The following is a 19,293-nucleotide window of genomic DNA, read 5'->3' on the forward strand; positions in this document are numbered from 1 at the left end:
GCTTAGGGCGTGTCCCTCTCGGCGAAGGCCTCGGCCACGATGCGGTCGGCGCCCTCGGCGATCATCTGGCGGGCCAGGTCCCGGCCGAGCGCGGTGGCGGCGGCCAGGTCCCCGGGCGAGGCGAGATCGGCGGCGCGCTCGCGGCGCACGGCCTCGGACCCGTCGGTGGCGACCACGGCGGCGCGCAGGCGCAGGCGGCCCGCCTCGGCGTCGTACTGGGCGTAGGCGCCGACCGGGGCGGCGCAACCGGCCTCCAGCTCGGCGAGCACGGTGCGCTCGGCGACGACCTCGGCGCGGGTGGCCGGGTGGTCGACCGAGGCCAGGTAGGCGAGGTCGCCGTCGATGCGCTCGGCGGGGCACTCGACGGCGAGGGCGCCCTGGCCGGGCGCGGGCAGCATCTGCTCGGGCTCGAAGACCTCGGTGACGTCGTCGGTGCGGCCCACGCGGCCGAGTCCGGCGTAGGCCAGGACGACGGCGTCCAGCTCACCGGAGGCGACCTTGCCCAGGCGGGTCTCGGCGTTGCCGCGGATGGGGACGTAGACCAGGTCCGGGCGCAGCGCGGCGAGCTGGGCGACCCGGCGCGGGGAGCCGGTGCCGATCCTGGCCCCCGCGGGCAGGTCGGCGAACTTGAGCCCGTCGCGCGCGCACAGGGCGTCGCGCGGGTCGTCGCGCTCGGGGATGGCGGCCAGCACGAGCCCCTCGGCGGGCGTGGTGGGCAGGTCCTTGAGCGAGTGGACGGCGAAGTCCACGGTGCCCGCGTGGAGCTCGTCGCGCAGCGCGTTGACGAACACGCCGGTGCCGCCGAGCTGGGTCAGGTGCGCCTTGGTGACGTCGCCGAAGCTGGTGATCAGCTCCAGCTCGATCACCCTGCCGGTGCGCGCGGTGATGGCGTCGGCGACCATGCGCGACTGGCTGGTGGCCATGGTGCTGCGGCGGGTGCCGAGCCTGGCCGGGGCGCCGTGGTCGGGTGCTCCGTCGGCGGTCGTGCCGTGGGAGGGCGTGCCGGTCATGACTTCTCCTGTGCGGTCCGTGCCGCGGTGGCGGTGCCCTCGGGGGCGGTGAGTGCCTCGGGGCTTCCGGGGTCGAGTGCGAAGAGTTCTCTCAGGGCCGCCTCGTAGGACTCCCCGTCCGGTGCGGCGGCCAGTTCCTTGACGCGCACGGTCGGTCTGTGCAGGAGCTTGTCGGCGACGCGGCGCATGGCGCGGCTGATCTCCTCGCGCGTGCGGTCGTCGAGGTCGGCGGGCAGGCGGCCGTGCAGGCGCGACAGCTCGGCGTCCACCACGTCCCTGGCCTGGGCGCGCAGGGCGACGACGGTGGGGGTCACCTGGTGGGCGCGGCGGACCGCGCGGAACTCGGTGACCTCCTCGTCGACGATGCCGCGCACGAGGGTGAGGGCGCTGTCGCGGCCGGTGTCGGCGCCGGGCGCGGTGGCGGCGGCCTGGCGCAGGTCCTCGATGTCGACCAGGCGCACGCCGGGCAGCTCGCGCACGGCCGGGTCGATGTCGCGGGGCAGCGCGAGGTCGAGGAAGACCAGGGGCCGCGTCCGCCCGGCGGTGGCGGCGGCCACGGCCTCGGCGGTCAGGACCAGGCCCTGGGCCCCGGTGCAGGAGATGACGAGGTCCACCTCGGCCAGGGCCGCGGCGGCGTCGGCGAAGGGGACGGCGCGGGCGTCGACGGTGTCGTAGGCCTCGGTGAGGCACTCGGCCAGGCGCGCGGCCCGATCGAAGGTGCGGTTGGCCACGACGACCGCCTCGGCGCCCTGGCGGGAGACGGTGTTGGCGGACAGGGCGCTCATGGACCCGGCGCCGAGGACGAGGACGCGCACGCCCGTGAGGGGGCCGTGCGCGGGCCGGGCGAGCCCGGGCGCGTCGGCGGTGTCGCCCGGGACCGCGGACATGGGACAGCCCGCGGGGGGCAGCGAGTCCACGGTCTGCGCGGTCTGGAGGGCGGTGGTCTGGGGCGCGCCGGTCGGGCCGAGCCCGAGGCCGCCGGAGGCGACGGTGAGGCCGAAGCTGACCATGTCGGCGCCCGCGTGGTCGAGGTGGGTCTCGGTGTGGGCGCGCTTGCCCACGCGCAGGGCGCGCTGGCCGAGGTCGTTGAGGACGCGGCCGACGGAACCGGTCTCCTGGCCCTCCTTGAGGGCGTCGCGCACCTGGCCGAGGATCTGGCCCTCGCCGAGGACCATGGAGTCCAGCCCGCAGGTGACGGAGAACAGGTGCTGGACCGCGCGGTCCTCGTAGTGGACGTAGAGGTGCTCGGAGAGCTCGCCGAGGGGGACCCCGGTGTGCCAGGAGAGGAGTTCGGTGATGGCCGAGACGCCGCCGTGGAAGGCCGAGACGTCGGCGTAGACCTCGGTGCGGTTGCAGGTGGAGACCACCATGACCTCGTTGACGGGCTCGGAGCCGACCATCTCGGCGACCGCGTTGGCGCGGGTCTCCCCGTTCAGTGCGACACGTTCGAGGAGCGCCACCGGCGAACTCCGATGGCTCAGCCCCACGGCCAGGACACTCATCCGCACTACTCCTATGCAGGCACCACACAGCGTCTTCGTATGCCCCGGCGGCGGCCAGACCGCCGGAGGCGCGGCGCACGCTCGCTCATCGCCCACCGCTCATGCGGGCCTCACGGCCCGGATCGTCCATCCCTCAGGTCACGTCAGTTCCAGTCCCGCGCGTTCCGCGCCGTAGCCGTCGCCGTCGGCCCTGCGCTGCGCGTGGAAGGCGAGGATCTGGAGTTCGATGGACAAGTCGACCTTACGCACATCGACTCCGTCCGGCACATTGAGTACGACCGGAGCGAAGTTGAGGATGCTGGCCACCCCCGCCTCGACGAAGCGCGTCGCCACGCCCTGCGCGGAGACCGCCGGTGTCGTGATGACACCGATGGAAACCCTCTCTGAACGGACAACCTCCTCCAGGTTGTCAATATGCCTCACGTCCAGGGAGGCGACACTCTGCCCCACCATCGCCGGATCCGCGTCGAGCAGCGCCGCGATGCGGAACCCGCGGGTCCCGAACCCCCCGTAGTTGGCCAGTGCGCGTCCCAGGTTGCCTATCCCGGCGATGGCCACGGCCCAGTCCTGGGTGAGACCAAGCTCACGCGAGATCTGGTAGACGAGGTACTCCACCTCGTAACCCACGCCACGCGTCCCGTAGGACCCGAGGTGAGACAGGTCCTTGCGCAGCTTGGCGGAGTTCACACCGGCGGCGGAGGCGAGGTCCTCGGAGGAGACGGTGAGGGTGCCGCGGTCCTGGAGGGTCTGGAGGGCCCGCAGGTAGACGGGGAGCCGGGCCACGGTGGCCTCCGGGATGCCCCTCTCCCGGGGCCGTGGTGGACGACTGGTCACAGGCGGGCGCTCCTGGTCGGCGGGCGGGCGCGGAGGCGGTCCGGGCGGGAGGCGGGCCGCCGGGGTCGGCGTGCGGAGCGGACGGGCTGCCGCCGCCGCACTCCTCAGGCGTGTCTTGGAGTACCTAGATTACGCGCTTGTGAAAGCACGCACAAAGTGGGGCCCGCTGTGACGGCGGGCTCATAAGTTCCCACCGGTAAGGGACTCGGCGCCCCCGCGGAAACCTCCGGCGCACACGTCGGCAATTCGGGACAACCAAAGAACGTCATATGTGCATATTTGTGGGCACAGCCGTAGTTTTCGGACTTACTCAGCTCTCCGGCGGAGCCGCTCCCCGAGAGCAACCGGAAACGTTCTCTCCCGTCGCCCGGACCGTCGGCGGCGCGGCCCTCCGGAGAACCGCCCGAAACCCCTCAGCCGCCCAGGGCGGAACGCAGCCGCTCCTCCCCCACCCTCCAGAAGTCGTGGCGCCGCCCGTCCACGAACGTCACCGGGATCTTGTCCCAGTACTCCTCGCGCTCGTCCGCGCCGACCTCGTCGAGCTGCCGCACCGCCCGGCTCGCACCGAGTTCGTCCGTGACCCGCTCGATGACCCCCCAGGCCTCCTCGCACAGGTGGCATCCCGGCTTGCCGAGCATCACCACGCGCGCCCGGCCCGCCCACCGGGGTGTTTCCGCCATGTTCCCCTCCTGTTTCCGGAGCCCTACGGCCCCTCAGCCGCCCGCGAAGGGCGGTAGGACCTCGATCACAGTGCCGTCCGCGACCGGTACGTCACCGTGTGCTCTGCGCCCGACCGGGCGCTCGTCGACCAGAAGCGAGGAGGATCCGAGTACGCGCTGGAAGCGGTCGTCCGGGTGCAGCCGACACGCCGCCTCCAGGGCCTCCGCGAGCGTGGCGGCCCCGACCGTTTCCTCGGCGGTTCCGGCGGCCTCCTTGGCCGCTGCCCAGTACCTGATAGTGCACTTCGCCATCCGTTGATTATCCTTGGTGTTGCTCGGAGGCGACGAATTGGACATCTTCACCGGGGGCAATGGCGCCTTCGATCGCCCGCACAGAGCGGGGTGACGAGAAGAGACGCATGAGCCATCTGCTGCTGTTGACGAACTCGAACGAACCGTCCGACCACGTACTTCCCGCCCTCGGTCTCCTTCTGCACTCGGTGCGGGTGGCGCCGGCGGAGGCGGGGGCCCTGCTGGCGTCGAACGCGGGCGCCGGCTCCGGCGCGCCGGTCGACGCCATCCTGGTGGACGCGCGGACCGACCTCGCCGCGGCCCGCAACTTCTGCCGCCTGCTCGACACCACGGGCCTGGACTGCCCGCTGATGGTGATCCTGACCGAGGGCGGCGTCGCGGCGCTGACCCCCGACTGGCAGGTGAACGACTTCATCCTGTCCACCGCCGGCCCCGCGGAGGTCGAGGCCCGCCTGCGGCTGGCCGTGGGATCGGCCGAGGCCGGGACGGACGACCCCGACGAGATCCGCAGGGGCGATCTCGTCATCGACGAGGCCACCTACATCGCGCGGCTGCGCGGCCGCATCCTCGACCTGACCTTCAAGGAGTTCGAACTGCTCAAGTTCCTGGCGCAGCACCCCGGCCGGGTGTTCACCCGGGCGCAGCTGCTCCAGGAGGTGTGGGGCTACGACTACTTCGGCGGCACCCGCACCATCGACGTCCACGTGCGGCGCCTGCGCGCCAAGCTGGGCTCGGAGTACGAGTCGCTGATCGGCACGGTGCGCAACGTGGGCTACCGCTTCGTGCCCGACCCGGTCGCCAAGACGTCCTCGGCCGCGCCGGAGGGGGTCGACGCACCTCCCGCCGCGCGCTCCGCCGAGCCCAGCGCGACCTAGCGACAGGACCGACTCGGCACGCGGGGAGCCGCCTCCCTCCGCCCGAGGACCACCCCGGGGCGCCCGCAAGGGCGCCCCGGAGTCGTTTCCGGGCACCCCGGGACCCGGCAGTCCCGGGTTCGCCCGACCGCGCCCTTGAACCCGGCCGTCCCGCGGGCGAACGGCGTGAGAACGGGCGGCCGAACACTCGTGTTCGACGGCCCCAGGTCCTAAGATCGTGTGGGCACCCCCACGCCGGGACGTCAGGCGCGGCGAAACTCCCCGCGAGCGGGTGCGCAGAAGCTGCCTTGGCGCGCCATCCGCGAGGAGGAGAACGCCCCGATGCCCACGAACGCCGCGAGACCCCCGCTGACCCCCGGGCGCCGCCGCACGGCCGTCGCCCTGGGCGCCGTCTTCGTCGGCTCCAGCCTGGTCGCCGTGATGTCCCCGGCCCACGCCGAGCCGAGCCCCTCCGCGTCCGCCTCCCCGTCTCCCTCCACGCCGCCGTCCCCCTCCCCGGAGCCCGTACCGTCGGCCGTGGTCGCCTTCGAACGGGACTCCGACGAGGCGGAGCTGGGCAGTTCCGTCCCGGCCAACCCCCTCACCGCGACCAACACCGGCGACGTCAGCGTCTGCCTGCTCGCGATGGACGTGAACACCGCCGGGTTCGACGTCGAGGGGTTCGAGCCCCGGAAGGTCGCCCCGGGCGAGGCCGCGTCCGCCGGAGAGGTCGCCGGCTCGACCCGCGTGCCCGCCGAGGTCGTGGCCACCCTCACCTACGCGCTGGCCCGGGAGGGCGTCGCCTGCGCGGGGCTGGACGCCTCGGAGACGCACAGCGTCGCCACCGGCACGTGGACGGTCTCGATCGCCAAGCCCGAGCCCACCACTCCTCCGGAGCCCACCACGCCCCCGGAGACGGAGGAGCCCGACGAGGAGCCGAGCGAGGAGCCGGACGAGACCACGAGCCCCTCCGACAGGCCCGACCCGCCCTCGTCCGACGGTGACCGCGAGGGGAACTCCGGCGGCGGCCGGTCCGGCGGCTCCGGCGACTCGCCCCGCTCCCCCGGCCGTGTGAACGACGTGCCCACCAGCGACGTGCCCACCACCCGCGACAGCTTCCCGGACCTGCCCAGCGACGAGGCCGCCCTGCCCGGGGTCGTGCCCGGCGCGGAGAACCTCGCCGAGCTGCCGACGGTGACCCCCGGCGCGCAGGACGACGAACTCGACGAGACCGAGGTGGCCGCCGACCACAGCGACCTGGGACCGAACATGGCCCCGGCCGTGCTGCTCGCGGCGTTCCTCCTCGCGCTGCTGCTCGCAGCCCCGCTCGCACCGGTGCGGCGCGTGCGCGTCGGCGGCGGCTACCAGGGCAGGCGCCGCAGGAAGTAGGACTTCCCGGAGTCGTTCCCCGGTGGCGCGGTCACCGGGGAACGACTCCGCCGCGACGCGCGGAACGGGGCGGCTACCAGGACAAACACCCCACCGGCCGTGGCTGACAGAAGTCTTGCGCTCGCCCCGTCGTAGGCTTTCGGTCCATGGACACCCCGCTAGTCACCGATGATCTGGACCGGACCCTGGCCGAACAGGTGCTGACGCTCGCCGAGGCCGCGCGCTCGGCCGACGGCGTCGCGCCCCTGTCGGAGCACACCCTGCTCCGTGTCAGACACGGCGCCCCCTCGGGGAGCAGCCGCTTCCACCTGGCCCTGGAGGACGGGCGCGCGGTCGGCTTCGCATTCGTGGAGCGCGTCGCGGGCGAGCCCGACTCCGGAGAGGTCGTCGTCCACCCCGACCACCGCGGCCGCGGACACGGAACCGCCCTGCTGCACTCGGTGGACCGGGACGCAGGACCGGACGGGGTCCGCGTGTGGGCGCACGGGCGCACCCCGCAGGCGGTGTCGGTGGCCCGGGAGGACGGCTGGACCGCCGTCCGCGAACTCCACAAGATGCGGATGCCGCTGCGCGACATCGCCGGGGACGAGCCGGGCGGCCCCTGGGAGGCTCCCGAGCTGCCCGAGCCCGAACTGCGGCCCGAGGTGGCCGAACGGGTCCGGCTGCGCCCCTTCGTCGTGGGCCAGGACGAGCAGGCGTGGCTGGCCGCCAACGCGCGGGCGTTCGCCGACCACCCCGAGCAGGGCCAGCTCACCCTGGACGACCTGCTCCAGCGCGAGGTGGAGGACTGGTTCGACCCGCACGGCTTCTTCCTGGCCACCGCCAAGGACGGCGGGGTGGCCGCGTTCCACTGGACCAAGACCCACGCCGACGGCGCCGGGCTCACCGACGGCGAACCGGTGGGCGAGGTCTACGTGGTGGGCGTGGACCCCGAGTGGCAGGGCAGCGGACTCGGCCGGGCCCTGACCCTGGCGGGTCTGCGGCACCTGCGCGACGCCGGTCTGCCGTGGGTCCACCTGTACGTGGACGGCGACAACGAGGCGGCGGTGCGGCTGTACGAGTCGCTCGGATTCGCCATGTGGGACACCGACGTGATGTACGCGCCGCCGAGGGACGACGCCCCCCGCCCGAACGTGTGACCTGTCACATTCACCGGGCAATCCCCGGGCCGCCACGGGAGTGCGACACCGCGTTCATTTTCCGTTCATCTTGTTTGGGACAACTCGTCACCTGTTGCACCTACCTTCACATTCGGCGCAGCACGGCCACCCTCCACCACGGACCGTGGCACGGTGACCGGCGATCGCCCCAGTACGGGACGCGAGGCGGCCCCCGGCGGGGAGACATCCCCCGACCGGCGGGAGAACCACGCGTCGCAGGGAACAGACCAGGCACGCAGAAGGTGCACGGAACGCACCGCACCATCCGGGCGAACCGCCCCGAAACCTTCCGAACCGGAGCCAATCCATGACGACCACGGACGCCCCCGAGGCGGCACCGCCGCCCACGGGCAAGCGCCGGATCGGCGACGTCGCCTTCGCCGGGCTCGCCCGAGGCTCGGGCATCCTGATCCTGCTGATCCTCGCCGGTGTCGCCGCCTTCCTGCTCGTGCAGGCCTGGCCGTCCCTGACCGCGAACACGGCGAACTTCCTCACCAGCACGGAGTGGGACCCCAACGTCCGCGAGGAACCCGCCTTCGGCGTCGCCGCCCTGGCGTTCGGCACCGTCCTGGCCGCGGCCATCGCGCTGCTGCTGGCCACGCCGGTGGCGATCGGGATCGCGCTGTTCATCGTCTTCTACGCGCCGCGCAAGCTCGCCTCGGTACTCGGTTACCTGGTGGACCTGCTGGCCGCCATCCCCAGCGTCGTCTACGGCCTGTGGGGCATCGGCTTCCTCGCCCCGGAGCTGGTCCCCGTCTACCAGGCGCTGACGCGCTACCTGGGCTGGATCCCGCTGTTCCAGGGTCCCGCCTCCACCTCGGCCCGCACCATCCTCACCGCGGGCGTGGTGCTGGCCGTCATGATCCTGCCGATCATCACCGCGATGGCGCGCGACGTGTTCCGCCAGACCCCGCAGGGCCACCGTGAGGCCGCCCTGGCCATGGGCGCCACCCGCTGGGAGATGATCCGCCTGGCCGTGCTGCCCTTCGGCAAGTCCGGTGTGGTGGGCGGCGCCATGCTCGGCCTGGGCCGCGCCCTGGGCGAGACGATGGCCGTCGCGATGATCCTCTCCCCCTCCCTCATCGTCTCCTGGAACCTGTTGCAGAGCGGCAACCAGACCATCGCCGCGCACATCGCCCTCCAGTACCCCGAGGCCACCGGGTACGGCGTCTCCGCGCTGATCGCCGCCGGGCTGGTCCTGTTCGCGATCACCCTCGTCGTCAACATGGGCGCGCGCTACGTCGTGACCCGGGGGAGCAAGGAGTCTTGATGGACACGACGACCACCCAGCCTCCCGGCCCCGAGGCGGGCTCCACCGCGACCGACCTGCGCCGCGGCTCCCTGCCGCCGCACTTCCCCGCCGCCCTGCTGGCGTCCTCCGCCGCCGTGGTGGCCGGGATCCTGCTGGCCTTCTCGTCCTTCGGGTTCCTGCTGTGGGGCCTGCTCACCGCCGCCGCGTACGTGGTGATCGTCGTGACGGCCTCCGCCCGCGTCGAGGGCGGCCGCAAGGCCAAGGACCGGCTGGTCACCTCGCTGGTCTACCTGTGCTTCCTGCTGGCGATGCTGCCGCTGGTGTCGGTGCTGTGGACGGTGCTGCGCAACGGCATCGTCCGGTTCGACGCCTACTTCCTCACGGTGTCCATGAACGGCGTCCTGCCGAGCATGGACGCGGGCGGCGTCTACCACGCGATCGTGGGCACCCTGGCGATCACCGGCATGGCCACGCTCATCTCCGTGCCCATCGGCGTGATGACCGCCGTGTACCTCGTGGAGTACGCCGAGGGCCGCATGAAGCGGATCATCGTGTTCTTCGTCGACGTCATGACGGGCATCCCGTCGATCGTCGCCGGACTGTTCGTGGTGGCGCTGTGGATGATCCTGTTCGGCCCGGGCCGGACCAACGGCGCGTCGGGCGCGATCGCGCTGGCGGTGCTGATGATCCCGGTCGTGGTGCGCTCCAGCGAGGAGATGCTGCGGCTGGTGCCGCAGGACCTGCGCGAGGCCTCCTACGCCCTGGGGGTGCCCAAGTGGCGCACGATCACCAAGGTGGTGCTGCCCACCTCCGCGGCCGGTCTGACGACAGGAATCATGCTCGCCATCGCCCGCGTTATCGGGGAGACGGCGCCCCTGATCCTCACCACGGGGTCGTCCGCGGTGTCGATCAACTGGAACCTGTTCGACGGACAGATGATGAACCTCCCGGTGTTCATCTACTCGCAGGTCCGCATGGGCGGCGCCGTCAACTACGAGAGGGCCTGGGCAGCGGCGCTGACCCTGATCCTGGTGGTGATGCTGCTGTTCTTCCTGGCCCGCATGATCGGCCGCCTGTTCGCGCCGAAGGCCCGTTGACCCCTACACCCACCGCCCACGCCCCGCGCGCGGAGCAGATTCACGAGGAACTTCCAGTGGCGAAACGTATCGACGTCTCCGGTCTCCACGTCTACTACGGCGACTTCAAGGCCGTGGAGGACGTGTCGATGACCATCGAGCCGCGGTCGGTGACGGCGTTCATCGGATCGTCGGGCTGCGGTAAGTCCACCTTCCTGCGGACCCTCAACCGGATGCACGAGGTGACCCAGGGAGCCCGCGTCCAGGGCAAGGTGCTCCTGGACGACCTGGACATCTACGGGCCCGACGTGGACCCGGTCATGGTGCGCAGCGAGGTCGGGATGGTCTTCCAGAAGGCCAACCCGTTCCCGACGATGTCGATCTACGACAACGTCATCGCCGGCGCCCGCCTCAACAACCGGCGGATGAGCAAGTCCGAGGCGGACGAGCTGGTGGAGGGTTCGCTGCGCGGCGCGAACCTGTGGGAGGAGGTCAAGGACCGGCTGAACAAGCCCGGTTCGGGCCTCTCCGGCGGCCAGCAGCAGCGGCTGTGCATCGCCCGCGCCACCGCGGTCAAGCCGTCGGTGCTGCTGATGGACGAGCCGTGCTCGGCGCTGGACCCGATCTCGACCCTGGCGATCGAGGACCTCATCCACCAGCTCAAGGAGAACTACACGATCGTCATCGTGACGCACAACATGCAGCAGGCCGCTCGTGTGTCCGACCGGACGGCGTTCTTCAACCTGTCGGCTCCGGGCAAGCCGGGCAAGCTCATCGAGATGGGCGAGACGAACCAGATGTTCACCCGGCCGGAGAAGAAGGAGACCGAGAACTACATCACCGGTCGGTTCGGCTAAACCGCTCCTTGCACCCTCCCCACCAGGGACGACCGGTGATGGGGTGGTCGCTTCGGCTGATCCGTCTCCTGTCCCTTCCGACCAGGGACGACCGGTGATGGGGTGGTCGCTTCGGCTAAACCGCTTGCTGGTACCCCTTCGACCGGGGACGACCAGTGATCGGGTGGTCGCTTCGGCTAGACCGAACACAGCACTTCCTTCAGGGCGACCGGTGAGCGAGTGACCGCGGGAGACCCGCGCGGACGAGAGAACACGAGGACAGGCGTGACCACACCGCTGGTGATCGACACCGACACCGCGCAGGACGACTGCGTGGCCCTCCTCATCGGGCTGCTGGACCCCGGGGCGGACCTGCGGGCCATCACCATGGTCGCGGGGAACGTCGGCTTCGACCAGCAGGTGCGCAACGCCTTCCTGACCCTCAGCGTGGCCGGTCGCCTGGGCGAGGTGCCCGTGTACCTGGGCTGCCGCCGTCCGCTCGTGCGCCCGTGGGTGAGCGCGGAGAACGTGCACGGCGACGGGACGGGGGGCCTGTCCATGGACGTCTCCGGGCTGGAGACCGAGCGCGAGCACGCGGCGGACGCCCTCGTCCGGCTGGCCGCGGAGAGCCCCGGCGAACTGTCGATCGTGGCGATCGGGCCGCTGACCAACATCGCGATGGCGGCCGCCAAGGACCCCGACTTCGTCCGCAACGTCGGCGCCCTCTACGTCATGGGCGGGTCCAACAACGGCCGCGGCAACATCACCGCCGCCGCGGAGTTCAATTTCTACGTGGACCCGGAGTCGGCCAAGGCCGTGTTCGCGGCGGGCTTCGAGATCACCGTGGTCCCCTGGGACCCGCTGACGCTGCGCCAGGCGGTGTTCGGCCAGGAGCGGCTGGACGCCCTCGCCGCCCTCGGCACCCCGCTGTCCGACTTCTTCGGGCGCGTGTGCGCGGCAACGCTGGAGTTCGACCGCAGCGTGGGCATCGACGGCACCACCCACCCCGACTCCCTGACCGCCGCGGTGCTGCTCCACCCGGAGCTGGTGCGCCGCTCCGCGCGCTACCACGTGGACGTGGAGACCGCAGGGGAGCTGACCCGCGGCTACTCGGCCATGTCCTGGGGCGTGCACGGGCTGGAGGCGAACGCGACGGTGATCGAGGAGATCGACGCCGACGGGTTCTTCGACCACCTCGCCGGGCTGCTGTCCCGGCGCACCGTCCCGAACCGGGCCGTCACCGGCCTGTGAACCCGGCCCCGCTGCCTGGCAACTGACGGACACCTCCTCCGCGCCACGTGCCACGTGCCACGGATCCATAACATCCGCACGAACACGAAACACGGCAACGTCACACTCATAGCATCGATGCTATGAGCTGGGGTAGCATCGAACTGGAGCCGGAAGTCGAGCTATGGCTGGAGGCGCTGCCTGATGAGGAATGGGCGCAGGCCATGTTCCACCTGGACCTCCTTGAGTCCCGTGGAGTCGGCCTGGGGTTTCCCTACACGAGCCAACTGGATGGCAAGCTGCGGGAATTGCGCTTCTACTGCGGTGGGCAGCGGGTGCGCGTCACCTACTACATCGCGGGCGAGCGACGCATCATCATGCTGACCGTGTTCCGCAAGACCCGGGCTCGCGAGTCAGCCGAGGTCAGGCGGGCGGCGAGGGCCATGAACGAGTGCGTGCGCGCCGGCCACACCGTCGACGGAGAGGAGGAATGATGGGTAGCTCACCGAGAAGGACCCTGTCCGAACTGAAGTCGTCCGAGCGCTTCGACCGGCCCGGGGTCCGGGAGGCCTACGAACTCACCCGGCTGCGCTTCGAACTGGCTGAGACCGTCCGGCTGCGGCGGGAGCGGCTCGGCTGGTCCCAGGCCGAACTCGGGCGCCGGGCGGGCATGCCCCAGTCAAGCATCGCCCGTTTCGAGCACGGGGGCACGGAGCCGACACTGCCCACGCTGGAGCGCATCGCCGAAGCCCTGGGGCTGGTTCTCCGGGTGCGCATGGAAACCCCTCCGGGGCAGGAACCCGACTCCAGCGCCGCGTAGACCGTTCACACCACCCGGCGCCGTCCGGCGCACCGTCCCGAACCGGGCCGTCACCGGCCTGTGAAGCCGTCCTCCCGGCCCCGGCCGGGACGAGGGGTGCGCACGGCGGGCGAGCGGGGCGACGGGACGCTCCAGCGGCCCCTGGCGGCTCCGGCGTGCGAGGGGGCACGACCGCGCCCGCCGCCGGTCACCACGGGAGGGCCCGGAATGCCTCAGCCGTTCTTGACGACGATGGTCTCCACCGTGTTCGCGACGTGCTCGAACGCGTCCGCGGCGGTCTCCAGCTCCTCGATGACGTCCTTGAGCTTGAGCACTGTCAGGGCGTCGTACTCCCCGCTGAACAGGCGGGCCAGGAGCTTGCGGTAGATGCGGTCGGCCTGGTTCTCCAGCTGGTTGATCTCGATCCAGTACCGGGTCAGGTCCTCCAGCGTGCGCAGGCGGGGCATCGCCTCGGCGGTCAGCTCGGCGGCGCGCTCCAGCACCTCGATCTGGTCGATGATGCCCTTGGGGAGGCGCTCCAGGCCGTACAGGCCGATGAGGTCGACGGCGGCCTCCATGGAATCCATCACATCGTCCAGGTTCGAGGCCAGACGGTAGATGTCCTCCCGGTGGATGGGCGTCCCCGAGCTCTTGTTGAGGCGTCGCATGATCGCGTGGGTGGCGTCGTCACCCGCGTGCTCGCAGGCGCGCATCTTCTCGGTGATGGCCTCGCGGTCGGCTCCGTCACTCATCAGCTCCACCAGCAGGCGAGCCGCGATGACCAGGTTGTTCGCCGAGTCGGTGAACATCTCGTAGTAACTGTCATCACGCGGGCGCAAGCGCAGGCGCACGTCGTTCTCCCGATGGTGCGGTGGTGTTCCTTGGTGGATGTTAAGCGCGTCGGCCAGTTGGTCCGGCGCGGCCGGGCTGGGCGGCGCCGGTCCGGCGCCGAGGGGTTGGGCTGGCACGGACTTAGTCACCGCTTATTCATCCGGCGGTGCCGCATCATGGAACACCCTGGGGGCGCGGGGTCCATCGCAATCCTCCCAATCTCGACAACACCGGGACGGTTCGGGACGCTACCGTGTCCCGCTCCTGCTGGCCAGCGTCGCGCTGAGACAGGAATCACCCAATCGAGCGGAGACCGGTGGACAGCTCCACCGGAGTTCTTCGATGTCCACCTTCGGTCTATTTGGCCGTAATGACAAGTACCCCCTCCGTTCATCGGGCCGATCACCCGGCCGCACCGCTGGTCGGGGCCCGTAGGCTCACCTCCATGCCTTCCGCCCTGAGCGCGAGCGCCGTGCGGCGCCTCCGCGAGTCCCTGGACCAGCAGCTCTCCGAGCTGGGAGAGGCCCCTTTCGAGGGGGACGACGAGGCCGCCGTCGCCGCCTGCGCCGAGGCCGTGCTGCGCGCCGGGGAGCCCGTGCGCGCGGCCCTCAAGGCCGCGGTGCGGGGCACCCTGGCGGTGCTCGCGGACCGTGCTCCCGGTCACAGCCTGGAGGTGCGCGTACCGCCGTACGGCGCCGTGCAGGCTATCGAGGGGCCCCGGCACACCCGCGGCACCCCGCCCGGCGTCGTCGAGACCGACCCTCTCACCTGGCTGCGCGTGGCCACCGGCCGCACCCCCTGGGAACGGGCGGTGTCGGAGCACCTCGTGCGGGCCAGCGGCGTGCGCTCCGACCTGTCCGGACACCTGCCCCTGTGGCCGGTACCTCCCCCGGGTGGTGCCCGGCCGACGGCCAGGCACTAAGCTGTGGGTGTGTCGTACTCCGACGGCCGGCTCACCATGGATCTCGATCCGCTCGAACGCGGCCCGCAGGACGCCTGCGGTGTCTTCGGGGTCTGGGCGCCCGGCGAAGAAGTCAGCAAGCTCACCTACTTCGGCCTCTACGCTCTGCAACACCGCGGTCAGGAGTCCGCGGGCATAGCGTTGAGCGACGGGGAACGGATCGTCGTCTACAAGGACATGGGACTCGTCTCCCAGGTCTTCAACGAGGCGACCCTGGACTCCCTGCGCGGCCACCTCGCGATCGGCCACTGCCGCTACTCCACCACCGGGTCGCCGGTGTGGGAGAACGCGCAGCCGACCTTCTACACGGCGCGCGAGGGGGGTCTGGCGCTCGGCCACAACGGCAACCTGATCAACACCCCGGAACTGGCGGCGATGCTGCCCGACACGCGCCGGGGGGCCACCACCGACACCGAGGTCCTCACCAACCTGCTGGCCGAGCGGGCCAGGAGCGGCAGCTCCGTGGAGGACGCCGCCCTCGAACTGCTCCCGCAGGTCAGGGGCGCCTTCTCCCTGGTCTTCATGGACGAGGACACCCTGTACGCGGCGCGCGACCCCCAGGGCATCCGCCCGTTCGTGCTGGGCCGCCTGGGCGAGACCTCCGGCGCGGGCGGCTGGGTGGTCGCCAGCGAGACCGCCGCCCTGGACATCGTGGGCGCCAAGGTCGTGCGCGAGATCGAACCGGGCGAGCTCCTCACCATCGACGAGCGCGGGGTCCGCTCGCGGCGCTTCGCGCCCGCCCGCCGCAAGGGCTGCCTGTTCGAGTACGTCTACCTGGCCCGCCCCGACACCACCATCGCGGGCCGCAACGTCAACTCCACCCGCGTGGAGGTGGGCCGCCGCCTGGCCAGGGAGCACCCGGTGGAGGCCGACCTGGTCATCCCGGTGCCCGAGTCCGGCACGCCCGCCGCGGTCGGCTACGCCGAGGCCAGCGGCATCCCCTTCGCCCAGGGCCTGGTGAAGAACTCCTACGTGGGGCGCACCTTCATCCAGCCCAGCCAGACCCTGCGCCAGCTGGGCATCCGGCTCAAGCTCAACCCGCTGCGCGACGTCATCGAGGGCCGCCGCCTGGTGGTCGTGGACGACTCCATCGTGCGCGGCAACACCCAGCGGGCCCTGGTGCGGATGCTGCGCGACGCGGGCGCCGCCGAGGTGCACGTGCGCATCTCCAGCCCGCCCGTGCTGTGGCCCTGCTACTACGGCATCGACTTCGCCACGCGCGCCGAGCTCATCGCGGCCAACATGTCCGTGGACGAGATCGCCGCCTCGGTCAACGCCGACTCCCTGGCCTACGTGGACCTCGACGAGCTCATCGCCGCGTCGGAGGTGCCCAAGGACGACCTGTGCCGGGCCTGCTTCGACGGCGTGTACCCGATCGAGGTGCGCGACGACGCCCGGGGCAAGTACCTGCTGGAGAAGTCCTGCGGCACGCCCGAGGGATCGACGCTGGCCACCAGCGACAAGTAGTCCGCCGCCGGGTCCGCACGGGCCCGCGCGGCGGCTCCGCCGTGCCCTGGGAGGGGAGGCGGGGACCGCACCACCAAGCGACACAGCACGAGGAGAACTGGCGTGGCAGCCGAAAGCACGGGGACGTCGGGCGCGTACGCGGCCGCCGGGGTGGACATCGCCGCCGGCGAGCGCGCCGTCGACCTGATGAAGCGCCACGTGGCGCGCACCCGCAGGCCCGAGCAGGTGACCGACGCCAGCGGCTTCGCGGGCCTGTTCCGGCTCGACACGAACAAGTACAAGGACCCGGTCCTGGCGACCTCCACCGACGGTGTGGGCACCAAGGTGATGCTCGCCCAGCAGATGGACCGGCACGACACGATCGGCATCGACCTGGTGGCGATGGTCGTCGACGACCTCGTGGTCAGCGGCGCCGAGCCCCTGTTCATGACCGACTACGTCGCCTGCGGCGCGGTGGTGCCCGAGCGCATCGCCGAGATCGTCGGCGGCATCGCCGAGGGCTGCCACCAGGCGGGCTGCGCGCTGGTCGGCGGGGAGACCGCCGAGCACCCGGGCGCCATGGAACCGGACGAGTACGACCTGGCCGGTGCGGGCACCGGCGTGGTGGAGGGCGACGCGATCCTGGGCCAGGACCGGGTCCGCGAGGGTGACGCCGTCATCGCGATGGGCTCCTCCGGCCCGCACTCCAACGGCTACTCGCTCGTCCGCAGCATCGTGGACCGGGCGGACCTGGACCTGTTCGCGCACGTGCCGGAACTGGACGGGGTGCTGGGCGAGGTGCTGCTCACCCCTACCCGGGTGTACGCCAAGGACTGCGTGGCGCTGACCGCGACCGTGGAGGTGCACGCCTACGCGCACATCACCGGCGGCGGGCTGGCGGCCAACCTGTCGCGCTCCCTGCCCGGCCACCTGGACGCGGAGCTGGACCGCTCCACCTGGGCGCCCGCCCCCGTGTTCGGCTACCTGGCCGACAAGGGCGGCGTGGGCCGGGAGGACATGGAGGCCACGTTCAACATGGGTGTGGGCATGGCGGCGATCGTCGCGGCGGACGACGCCGAACGCGCCCTGGGCGTGCTGTCCGACCGGGGCGTTCCGGCCTGGCGGCTGGGCACGGTGACGGCCGGTTCGGGACGGGCCGTCCTGACCGGCGAGTACCGCGGCGCGTGAGGAGCGGACGCGAACATAGCCGGTGCGAACCACCGCAGTGGTTCGCACCGGCTATATCCACCTGTCCGCTACGGCTCCCTGGTGCGGGAGCCGCGACCGCCACAGGTCAGCGGTTGTTGTCCGAGCGACCTGAAGGTCTCGGTCTGCCGGGTACCAGTCCTACCGGGTACCAGTCCTGCTGGGTACCGGTGCTGCCGGGTACGCCGGGTACTACTTGTCCGAGTCCGAGTACTTGTCGGCAAGATCCGCGTAGCGGTCGACCAGGTCGTCGTGAGAATCCGCGTAGGAATCATCCGGACCCGACGGCCCGGAGGGAGACCCCTCGTCCTCAGCGACACCCAGCTCCGACCGCAGCCGCTCAAGGTCGGTCCCGCCGGAGCTGTACTTGAGCTTCCGGGCGACCTTCTGCTGCTTGGCCTTGGCTCGGCCGCGCCCCATTGGCTCGACCCCCTCAACGATTGGGTTCCGACGAACCCCAGATCACTTACAAACCCGCACTATCGGGCTGACGGCCGTCAAACGCGACTGACGACAGGCGCCAGCTTACGTACACATACAACCGTACCTGGTCGGCCCCCGTCGTGCCTACGCCACCCGGGTGTGACGGATGTGGTGAGCGCACGCGGCGGCGGCCGCACAGGCCACCCGTGGTGAGTGCCACAGACAACGATATGTGCCACGATGCGATCGTGCTGCCCTACACCGCCTATCTCCGCGTCTACCAGCCGATCAACGCCTTCGCTCCGTACGATCGCGGTTACTGGGAGGAGTACGCGGCCTCCCCCGACCGGCCCCGGCGGATCAACGCGCTGGCGGCGGAGCACGCCGAGAGCCTGAGCCGCCTGGTGGCCACGCCCCCGGTGGTGGCTCCGGCGGAGGAGAGCCGCAACGCCTACCTGCGCCGGGTGAACGAGCGGCTGTACGTCTGCCCCTGGCAGACCCGGCTGCGCTCGTGGCGGGCCTTCACCGAGTTCACCGGCACGATGCCGGTGGGGGTGAGCACGGCGTTCGTGCCCGTGGACGAGGCGGAGCGGGCGGAGGAGGAGTACCGCGAGTGGCGGGACTCGGGCGCGCTGGTGCGGCCGGGGATCCTGTCGAGCAACTGGACCGTGCCGATCCCCTGGTTCGTGCCCTTCGAGGCCCAGGAGCGGTGCCTGGTGCTGTCGGCGAACTCCACCCGGACCCTGCTGTACCTGACGCGGACCTCGCTCGCCCTGAGACGGCTGGAGCAGACCGCGGCGGTGCTGCGGGAGCACATCGGCGAGCACGCGGTGTCGGCCGCCACCGAGCAGCTGACGGACTGGCTGACGCTGACCGCGCACCCCGACTCCCTGCTGGAGCTGGACTACGGCGGGCTGCCGCACCTCCTCAGCGACGACCACCTCGGCGAGGACCACTCGGTGGCGGAGGCGGCGGGGGCGATCGAGGCCCTGGCGACGGGGGACGGCCGGCGCGTGGTGGAGCTGCGCGAGAGGCTCACGCGGCGCTGGAGGTCGGTACGCGCACTGGAGCACGCCAACTGAGGGTTACGGTGTCACCACGTTTTCGTGGACACCCGCCGCCGTCTGTCGTCATCTGAGCGGGCGGACGCCCGCGCGCCACGCCGATTACCAACCTGGTACACCAGGTTTCTCTCTCCTCATCCGCGGCTTTTTCGCACGTGACAAGGGTGCGAGCCCGGACGTCGTCCGCGCACGACATCAAGAGTCGTGAAACTGGGCATAACGCCCGATAGGGATCGACGTAGACTGTAGCCAAACGATCACAGAGCGCACCCTCAGTAATCAGGAAACCCTTGCCACGCGGGGAATCCGCGCGACCCGACCGTCAGCCGAAGCACACGGCGCCCCTTCCCCGCCGGTCCGCCTCCTCCCCCGCACGCGAACCGCCCACCGAGAGCCCGGGACTCCACCACGCTCCACGGAGCCGGGTTTCGGCCAGGCAGCCGTAGCAC

Annotated in this window: 20 protein-coding genes; 13 read left to right on the forward strand and 7 right to left on the reverse strand. The window is 71.4% G+C overall.

Annotated features, from left to right (window positions below):
• Positions 1-2: 2 nt before the first annotated feature.
• The 5 genes from hemC to AC0VX6_RS26285 all read right to left on the reverse strand — a co-directional run bounded on the left by hemC (position 3) and on the right by AC0VX6_RS26285 (position 4,317).
• Complete coding sequence (gene hemC / locus AC0VX6_RS26265) at positions 3-1,010, reverse strand: hydroxymethylbilane synthase (RefSeq protein WP_274975121.1); 1,008 nt, start codon at positions 1,008-1,010, stop codon at positions 3-5.
• On the reverse strand, positions 1,007-2,512 hold the full coding sequence (locus tag AC0VX6_RS26270) for a glutamyl-tRNA reductase (RefSeq protein WP_274975122.1): 1,506 nt from the start codon (positions 2,510-2,512) through the stop codon (positions 1,007-1,009). Before AC0VX6_RS26270 ends, hemC begins: the two co-directional genes overlap by 4 nt.
• A gap of 138 nt (positions 2,513-2,650) precedes the next feature.
• A complete protein-coding gene (locus AC0VX6_RS26275; protein ID WP_274975123.1) occupies positions 2,651-3,346 on the reverse strand; it encodes a redox-sensing transcriptional repressor Rex in 696 nt (231 codons plus the stop codon).
• 413 nt (positions 3,347-3,759) lie between these two features.
• Positions 3,760-4,026 (reverse strand): glutaredoxin family protein, encoded by a 267-nt coding sequence (locus tag AC0VX6_RS26280; protein ID WP_274975124.1) that lies wholly within the window; start codon positions 4,024-4,026, stop codon positions 3,760-3,762.
• Between the two features lie 33 nt (positions 4,027-4,059).
• Positions 4,060-4,317 carry a MoaD/ThiS family protein gene (locus AC0VX6_RS26285; RefSeq protein WP_013155371.1) on the reverse strand — a complete coding sequence of 86 codons (258 nt, stop codon included), beginning with the start codon at positions 4,315-4,317 and terminating at the stop codon, positions 4,060-4,062.
• Between the two features lie 107 nt (positions 4,318-4,424).
• Here AC0VX6_RS26285 and AC0VX6_RS26290 point away from each other — a divergent pair, with 107 nt between their 5' ends.
• The 9 genes from AC0VX6_RS26290 (at position 4,425) to AC0VX6_RS26330 (ending at position 12,934) form a co-directional block, all read left to right on the forward strand.
• Positions 4,425-5,192, forward strand: coding sequence for a winged helix-turn-helix transcriptional regulator (locus AC0VX6_RS26290; RefSeq protein WP_274975125.1), 768 nt, complete (start codon positions 4,425-4,427; stop codon positions 5,190-5,192).
• Between the two features lie 321 nt (positions 5,193-5,513).
• Positions 5,514-6,560, forward strand: a complete 1,047-nt coding sequence (locus AC0VX6_RS26295; RefSeq protein ID WP_475466610.1) for a hypothetical protein — start codon at positions 5,514-5,516, stop codon at positions 6,558-6,560.
• 146 nt (positions 6,561-6,706) lie between these two features.
• Positions 6,707-7,699 carry a mycothiol synthase gene (gene mshD, locus AC0VX6_RS26300; RefSeq protein ID WP_475466611.1) on the forward strand — a complete coding sequence of 331 codons (993 nt, stop codon included), beginning with the start codon at positions 6,707-6,709 and terminating at the stop codon, positions 7,697-7,699.
• Positions 7,700-8,027: 328 nt separating this feature from the next.
• Positions 8,028-8,990 carry a phosphate ABC transporter permease subunit PstC gene (gene pstC, locus AC0VX6_RS26305; RefSeq protein WP_274975128.1) on the forward strand — a complete coding sequence of 321 codons (963 nt, stop codon included), beginning with the start codon at positions 8,028-8,030 and terminating at the stop codon, positions 8,988-8,990.
• The gene (pstA, locus tag AC0VX6_RS26310; RefSeq protein WP_274975129.1) at positions 8,990-10,069 is read left to right on the forward strand and encodes a phosphate ABC transporter permease PstA; all 1,080 of its coding nucleotides are present in this window, start codon (positions 8,990-8,992) and stop codon (positions 10,067-10,069) included. Before pstC ends, pstA begins: the two co-directional genes overlap by 1 nt.
• 56 nt (positions 10,070-10,125) lie before the next feature.
• Entirely contained in the window at positions 10,126-10,905 is a 780-nt protein-coding gene (gene pstB, locus AC0VX6_RS26315) for a phosphate ABC transporter ATP-binding protein PstB (protein WP_017563780.1), read from the forward strand.
• Between the two features lie 264 nt (positions 10,906-11,169).
• On the forward strand, positions 11,170-12,135 hold the full coding sequence (locus AC0VX6_RS26320) for a nucleoside hydrolase (protein ID WP_274975130.1): 966 nt from the start codon (positions 11,170-11,172) through the stop codon (positions 12,133-12,135).
• A gap of 122 nt (positions 12,136-12,257) precedes the next feature.
• On the forward strand, positions 12,258-12,608 hold the full coding sequence (locus AC0VX6_RS26325; protein WP_274975131.1) for a type II toxin-antitoxin system RelE/ParE family toxin: 351 nt from the start codon (positions 12,258-12,260) through the stop codon (positions 12,606-12,608).
• Positions 12,608-12,934, forward strand: coding sequence for a helix-turn-helix domain-containing protein (locus AC0VX6_RS26330; RefSeq protein ID WP_274975132.1), 327 nt, complete (start codon positions 12,608-12,610; stop codon positions 12,932-12,934). The genes AC0VX6_RS26325 and AC0VX6_RS26330 overlap by 1 nt, the downstream gene beginning before the upstream one ends.
• A 212-nt stretch (positions 12,935-13,146) precedes the next feature.
• Here AC0VX6_RS26330 and AC0VX6_RS26335 read toward each other — a convergent pair whose 3' ends face one another.
• The gene (locus tag AC0VX6_RS26335) at positions 13,147-13,764 is read right to left on the reverse strand and encodes a DUF47 domain-containing protein (protein WP_013155381.1); all 618 of its coding nucleotides are present in this window, start codon (positions 13,762-13,764) and stop codon (positions 13,147-13,149) included.
• A 425-nt stretch (positions 13,765-14,189) separates the two neighbouring features.
• Here AC0VX6_RS26335 and AC0VX6_RS26340 point away from each other — a divergent pair, with 425 nt between their 5' ends.
• The 3 genes from AC0VX6_RS26340 (at position 14,190) to purM (ending at position 17,339) form a co-directional block, all read left to right on the forward strand.
• The gene (locus AC0VX6_RS26340; protein ID WP_248772374.1) at positions 14,190-14,666 is read left to right on the forward strand and encodes a sterol carrier family protein; all 477 of its coding nucleotides are present in this window, start codon (positions 14,190-14,192) and stop codon (positions 14,664-14,666) included.
• A gap of 9 nt (positions 14,667-14,675) precedes the next feature.
• Positions 14,676-16,172, forward strand: a complete 1,497-nt coding sequence (gene purF / locus AC0VX6_RS26345; protein ID WP_274975133.1) for an amidophosphoribosyltransferase — start codon at positions 14,676-14,678, stop codon at positions 16,170-16,172.
• Positions 16,173-16,274: 102 nt separating this feature from the next.
• Complete coding sequence (purM, locus tag AC0VX6_RS26350) at positions 16,275-17,339, forward strand: phosphoribosylformylglycinamidine cyclo-ligase (RefSeq protein ID WP_475466612.1); 1,065 nt, start codon at positions 16,275-16,277, stop codon at positions 17,337-17,339.
• A gap of 210 nt (positions 17,340-17,549) precedes the next feature.
• Here the strand turns inward: purM and AC0VX6_RS26355 are convergent, their stop codons facing one another.
• The gene (locus tag AC0VX6_RS26355) at positions 17,550-17,777 is read right to left on the reverse strand and encodes a DUF3073 domain-containing protein (protein WP_013155385.1); all 228 of its coding nucleotides are present in this window, start codon (positions 17,775-17,777) and stop codon (positions 17,550-17,552) included.
• A gap of 233 nt (positions 17,778-18,010) precedes the next feature.
• Here AC0VX6_RS26355 and AC0VX6_RS26360 point away from each other — a divergent pair, with 233 nt between their 5' ends.
• Positions 18,011-18,862, forward strand: a complete 852-nt coding sequence (locus AC0VX6_RS26360; protein ID WP_475466614.1) for a DUF8083 family protein — start codon at positions 18,011-18,013, stop codon at positions 18,860-18,862.
• Positions 18,863-19,293 lie beyond the last annotated feature (431 nt).

The sequence above is a fragment of the Nocardiopsis sp. iso_25 genome (genome assembly GCF_056173305.1).

Excerpts from the sequence above, each read along its gene's own strand:
- hemC (WP_274975121.1), bottom strand. The coding sequence starts at position 1,010 with ATGACCGGCACGCCCTCCCACGGCACGACCGCCGACGGAGCACCCGAC.
- AC0VX6_RS26270 (WP_274975122.1), bottom strand. The coding sequence starts at position 2,512 with ATGAGTGTCCTGGCCGTGGGGCTGAGCCATCGGAGTTCGCCGGTGGCG.
- AC0VX6_RS26280 (WP_274975124.1), bottom strand. The coding sequence starts at position 4,026 with ATGGCGGAAACACCCCGGTGGGCGGGCCGGGCGCGCGTGGTGATGCTC.
- AC0VX6_RS26285 (WP_013155371.1), bottom strand. The coding sequence starts at position 4,317 with ATGGCGAAGTGCACTATCAGGTACTGGGCAGCGGCCAAGGAGGCCGCC.
- AC0VX6_RS26290 (WP_274975125.1), top strand. The coding sequence starts at position 4,425 with ATGAGCCATCTGCTGCTGTTGACGAACTCGAACGAACCGTCCGACCAC.
- AC0VX6_RS26295 (WP_475466610.1), top strand. The coding sequence starts at position 5,514 with ATGCCCACGAACGCCGCGAGACCCCCGCTGACCCCCGGGCGCCGCCGC.
- mshD (WP_475466611.1), top strand. The coding sequence starts at position 6,707 with ATGGACACCCCGCTAGTCACCGATGATCTGGACCGGACCCTGGCCGAA.
- pstC (WP_274975128.1), top strand. The coding sequence starts at position 8,028 with ATGACGACCACGGACGCCCCCGAGGCGGCACCGCCGCCCACGGGCAAG.
- pstA (WP_274975129.1), top strand. The coding sequence starts at position 8,990 with ATGGACACGACGACCACCCAGCCTCCCGGCCCCGAGGCGGGCTCCACC.
- AC0VX6_RS26325 (WP_274975131.1), top strand. The coding sequence starts at position 12,258 with ATGAGCTGGGGTAGCATCGAACTGGAGCCGGAAGTCGAGCTATGGCTG.
- AC0VX6_RS26330 (WP_274975132.1), top strand. The coding sequence starts at position 12,608 with ATGGGTAGCTCACCGAGAAGGACCCTGTCCGAACTGAAGTCGTCCGAG.
- AC0VX6_RS26340 (WP_248772374.1), top strand. The coding sequence starts at position 14,190 with ATGCCTTCCGCCCTGAGCGCGAGCGCCGTGCGGCGCCTCCGCGAGTCC.
- AC0VX6_RS26355 (WP_013155385.1), bottom strand. The coding sequence starts at position 17,777 with ATGGGGCGCGGCCGAGCCAAGGCCAAGCAGCAGAAGGTCGCCCGGAAG.
- AC0VX6_RS26360 (WP_475466614.1), top strand. The coding sequence starts at position 18,011 with ATGTGCCACGATGCGATCGTGCTGCCCTACACCGCCTATCTCCGCGTC.